Origin of the sequence: Pontibacterium sp. (genome assembly GCF_041587635.1) — a bacterium.
GTDB lineage: Bacteria > Pseudomonadota > Gammaproteobacteria > Pseudomonadales > Balneatricaceae > Pontibacterium.
In genome coordinates, this window is record NZ_JBFGYC010000286.1 from 1 (window position 1) to 5,074 (window position 5,074).

Genomic DNA, 5,074 nt, shown 5'->3' on the forward strand with positions numbered 1-5,074 from the left:
ATCCAGTGGATCGTAAAGCTGCTCCTCTAAAGTGAACAGCATTGCCGCAATGCGGGGCTTTTTTGTGGCTGGGTGTTATCGCAGCTTGACTGCTTGCGTGAACGACCTACTTCGCAACGATCGGCGACAGTCCATTTTTCTCAGCGTATGCCTGCAGTTTGCCGTTCGCTTTCATCGCTGCAACAAAGCGGTTTACCTCCGACAGCCATACGGCGTCACCCTTTGGCACGGCATAGGCATAAGGTGTTGGTGCCAGTGGCGTTTCAGGAATAAGCAGTTGAGCCCAGCGAGTGAGTGCGGCCATGCGTTTACCGTAAGGGTAATCCGTCATAAACACGTCGGCGCGACCGCTTTGTACTTCCTGTTCACGTGCTTTGAAGCTATCCACAACGCTTAGCTCAGCCTGCTGGAGATAGTTGCGCATGACTGGTTCCATATACGTCCCTTTCTGCACAACGATGATGTTCCCCGGCTGGTCAATGTCGTCCCAGGTTTTTATGTGCGAGTTGGATTTCATGCTGATCGCGTAGATCCCACTTGCCAGATGCGGCTCGGAAAAATCCATATGGGGTTTACGGCTGTCACGTACACCAACACCGTGCATTGCAATATCACAGGCGTCGTTGCTCATGTTTTTTACCAAGGCGCCAAATGAGCTTTCAACAAAGGTGAGCTTTACATCGAGCCTTTCAGCGAATGCCTTTGCCATGTCGATATCGATTCCTTCCAACGACATGGTGCGAGGATTGCGGTAGCTGATAGCAAAGTAATCGGGCCATATACAGACTTTCAATTCGCCACGGGCTTTTATCTGATCAAGTCGGGAGTCTGCATACAACGGCTGTCCTAGCAGGCTGACGGTTAGAGCTAAATAAATTAATCGTTGTACAACATATTTCATGGTGGTGTCCTGACTCAACGATGGGGAGGTTGTGGGTTATTACTATCATGAAGCTTTTGTAGTGAGCTACTGTGAGTTGGTGAAAAACCGCGATATTTTGTACTCACTTGAGTTGGGCCAAGGTTTTATCGGGACGGATAGACTTATAGCTTAGGGGGTTGGCATGAATTTTTGAGTGCGTAACGCCGTTGTCTCAGTATAATCCGTCAAGTTGGCTGTGGTTTATTGCAGATATTCCGGACTGACGCACTTTCTCTATTGAGCTGTATTGATGATGCAAAGCCCTCGTGACCTGAACATAGGTATCAGCAAAAAGCCCTTTATTGCTTGGGTCGGGGTCATTGCGCTTGCCGTCTTGCTGTTGTTTACGGCGGTGCTCTGGTTTAGCTTCAGTCAGGCCGTGCAGTCACGCAATGCGGAGGCTGATCTTTATAGCCGCATGGTTGAGGGATCAATTACCCGCACGATCGAATCGATGGAAGTCAGTCTGATCTCCATTGTGAACGAAATCTCCAATACCGATGATCATGCTGATGCGCAAAGCCATGTAGAGCATCGGGTTAAACAGATACTCGGCTTTGCGCCTCATATCCGTCAACTCACTGTGGTGAAAGGTGATGACGTCTGGATTGATTCTGCTGGCCGTACATCGGGACAACTGAATTTATCACTGATCGGATTCGATGATCAGCAGAACAATCAGTTTGCGTCGGGGTTAAAAATTGGTAAACCACTTCATGGGCGTTTTTTGCCCATGCTTGGGAAACCCGAGCCGGGACGTAACCGCAGCCTGATCCCTTTTGGTCTGGATTATATCGACCCTCAATCCGGAGACCGCTATCAGGTTGTTGCGGCGTTTAACCCCGGCTATCTGCAGCATTATATATCCGAGCTGCAACTCGCAATGAGTGACAATGTATATCTGGTGAACTTCGTTGCTGATGCTTTGCTGGTTCACGGTGAATACTCCCCCTATAGGAAGATAGTAACGTCGTTACTAAGCCAGTTAGTCCTTGAAGGTCAGGACGAACGCTCGCAGCTGGTTCAGGAGGGTTACCTGCCGCAGAGCTACACCGCTGTTAGGTTGTCTGAAAAGTACCCGCTCGCTATTGCTGTGAATATAGATCATTACAGTACCTTCAGAATCTGGCAGCAGGATAACTCTGCGTTGTTCTGGGGGCTTTTGTTAGCTGGGCTGGTGATTCTCACTTCTGCGGTTATGTTGGTCTATAGCTACCGTAAATCCCTGATGATGCGAGAGCAGCTACATTTGCTATCTGCGGCGATTCAGCAGTCGTCGATTGCCACCGTAATCACGAATGAAAACCGGCAAATCCAATACGTAAATAAGGCGTTCACGGATTTGTTCGGATATCAGATGGCAGAGTTGCTGGGTAAGACACCGGTCGTTCTACAGTCTGAACATACGGATCAGTCAGTGTATGAGGCACTGGATGAAAAACTGCGGGATGCTGAGCCATGGCAGGGCGAGTTCGTCAATCGGGATAAAAATGGCAACCTGATTACGGTGGAGTCCAATATCTTCCCCGTGCAACATCTGCACGGCCAGGATACGCATTTCATCTGTATGCTCAGTGATATTCGCGAACGTAAGGATGCGGAAGAACACATCCGTTTGCTATCGCGGGTGGTGGAGCACAGCCCAACGATTGTGGTGATCACCGATCCGGACGGGAATATCGAATATGTTAACCCCATGTTTGAAGAGGTTACGGGATACAGTCTGGATGAGGTATTGGGGGAGAATCCACGTTTTCTAAAGTCCGGTGAAACGGATCAGGATGAGTATGAGCAGCTGTGGGAAACCATCTCTTCAGGCGGTGTTTGGGTGGGTGAACTGCACAACAAGCGTAAGGATGGCAGCCTCTATTGGGAGCGTGCCAATATCGGCTCGATTAAGGATGATCAGGGCAACATCGTCCATTATGTGGCGATTAAAGAGATCATTACCCAGCTAAAGGAAGACGAGAAACAGCTGCGCCTGGCATCGGCGGTCTTTCAGACCGCGGCGGAAGCGATCATGGTGACGGATGCGGACAACCGTATACAGATGGTGAACCCGTCATTCAGTCAGATTACCGGTTTTGATGAAGAAGATGTACTGGGGCATGACCCGGGTATTCTCAAATCGGGTAAACACACGATCCATTTCTACCAAAATATCCGCAGTTCTCTGGCTCAGAGAGGGTTCTGGGAAGGTGAAATCTGGAATAAGCGTAAAAATGGTGAGGTGTATCCTAAATGGCTGACCATTTCGACGATGCGCGATGCACAGGGAGATGTAGAGGGGTATGTTTCACTCTTTAACGATATTACCCAACGCAAGAAAAACGAAGAGCTGATTCTGCAGCAAGCTAACTTTGATACATTAACCGGTTTGCCAAATCGTAATTTGTTTGCAGATCGCCTGTCCCAGGCGTTATCACGCGCCAATCGTATTAACGCCCAGGGCGCGCTGCTATTTGTGGACCTGGACCGCTTTAAATTGGTCAACGATACCCTTGGACACTCGGCAGGTGACAAATTACTGAAGGAAACATCCGAACGACTCAAAGTTTGTTTGCGGAGCAGTGATACCGCTGCACGTTTGGGTGGTGATGAGTTTGCAATCATCCTTCCTGATATCACGGATCCGTATGTGGTGAAGAGTGTTGCTCAAAAAATTCTGGAGAGCCTGTCGCAACCCTATCTGATCGATAATCATGAGGCGTTTGTCTCTGGCAGTATCGGAATCACGATCTACCCGGATGATGGCCAGGATGCTGAACATTTGGTGCGTAATGCGGACAGTGCGATGTATAAAGCGAAAGAGCATGGCCGTAATACCTATCAGTTCTACACGGCAGAGATGAACGATGCCGCCTTACACAAACGCGAACTGGAAAACTCGCTTCATCAGGCGCTACGAGAGCAGGAATTTACGCTGCATTATCAACCGATCTGGAATATCCACAGTGGTGCGCTGGAAGCTGTAGAAGCATTAATTCGATGGCAGCATCCGGTGCATGGTCTGATTTCACCGTCTGACTTTATCCCGGTCGCAGAAGAGGTGGGTTTAATCAGCAAGATTGGCGCTTGGGTGATGGAGGAGGCGTGTTGGTTCGGAGCCTCGCTGTATCAGTATTGTGATACACCTCCAAAGATCAGCGTGAATGTTTCCAGTCGACAGATCCAGCGCCTGGATGTGGCAGAACTGACTGAGTCTGTATTACAGATGACCGGGATGACTGGTGATCGGCTGATTGTCGAGATCACCGAAAGTATCCTGATCGCAGACGAGCAAAAAACACATCAGCAATTAGAACGATTGCGGGATATGGGTATTGATATCGCAATCGATGATTTCGGTACAGGCTACTCGTCGCTGAGTTATCTGAAGAAATATCCGATTAGTCGTCTGAAAATTGATCGCTCCTTTGTAAATGACCTGGCCCATGATGCTGAAGATCGCGCGTTGGTGAGCGGTATTATCTCACTGGCCAGTTCACTGTCATTGAAGGTGATCGCTGAAGGGGTTGAAACTCGGGAGCAGGTTGAGCTGATCCGGGAGATGGGCTGTCACTCAATTCAGGGGTTCTACTTTGATCAACCGTTGGAAGGCCCGGCGCTGGTGGCCTTGCTGGAGAAACAACCGGTCCCTGATGCGAGTCCGGTCAACTGATATTGATGACCTCTCTGCAACAGAGTGTTCGTTAACTTATTAACCAACCATCTGGTATAGTGGCCCTTATATCGGCCAGATCTATCTGCATCCGATGTCTCCTCTCTGTCATCCTTGTATGGCTAGCCGAACAACCCTATTTCAAGACACCTGAATGCCAGAACATTACGCACAAAAGCCGTCCGCCCGTTGGTTGGCGTTAGTGAGCATCTGTATTGCCACTTTTTTGATTCCACAGTCGATGTCAGCCGTGAATATGGCCCTGCCTGCGATAGCGGAAGATCTGCAGGCGGATGCCGTGCTGGTTAGTTGGTTACCGACGGCGAATATCTGGGGCAGTATTATTCTGATGCTTCCGGCCGGGCGGATCGCGGATATGATCGGTCGTAAGCAGGTGTACCTGGCAGGCGTACTGTTTTTCTCACTGTCGTCGTTGATGGCGTTGGTTGTTGAGAGTATCGAGTGGCTATTGATCGCGCGGGTATTGCAAG

3 protein-coding genes are annotated in these 5,074 nt (G+C 49.5%); 2 read left to right on the plus strand and 1 reads right to left on the minus strand.

The features are described from left to right. Nucleotides 1-106: 106 nt before the first annotated feature. Complete coding sequence (locus ABYW01_RS13600) at nucleotides 107-901, minus strand: substrate-binding periplasmic protein (RefSeq protein ID WP_372833554.1); 795 nt, start codon at nucleotides 899-901, stop codon at nucleotides 107-109. A 271-nt stretch (nucleotides 902-1,172) separates the two neighbouring features. Between ABYW01_RS13600 and ABYW01_RS13605 the strand changes: the two genes are divergently transcribed. Then, nucleotides 1,173-4,583, plus strand: a complete 3,411-nt coding sequence (locus ABYW01_RS13605; RefSeq protein ID WP_372833557.1) for an EAL domain-containing protein — start codon at nucleotides 1,173-1,175, stop codon at nucleotides 4,581-4,583. 154 nt (nucleotides 4,584-4,737) lie between these two features. Then, nucleotides 4,738-5,074, plus strand: a 337-nt coding sequence (locus tag ABYW01_RS13610; protein ID WP_372833559.1) for an MFS transporter, incomplete at its 3' end; no start/stop codon positions are given.

Coding starts and splice junctions, on each gene's coding strand:
- ABYW01_RS13605 (WP_372833557.1), top strand. CDS start 1,173: ATGATGCAAAGCCCTCGTGACCTGAACATAGGTATCAGCAAAAAGCCC.
- ABYW01_RS13600 (WP_372833554.1), bottom strand. CDS start 901: ATGAAATATGTTGTACAACGATTAATTTATTTAGCTCTAACCGTCAGC.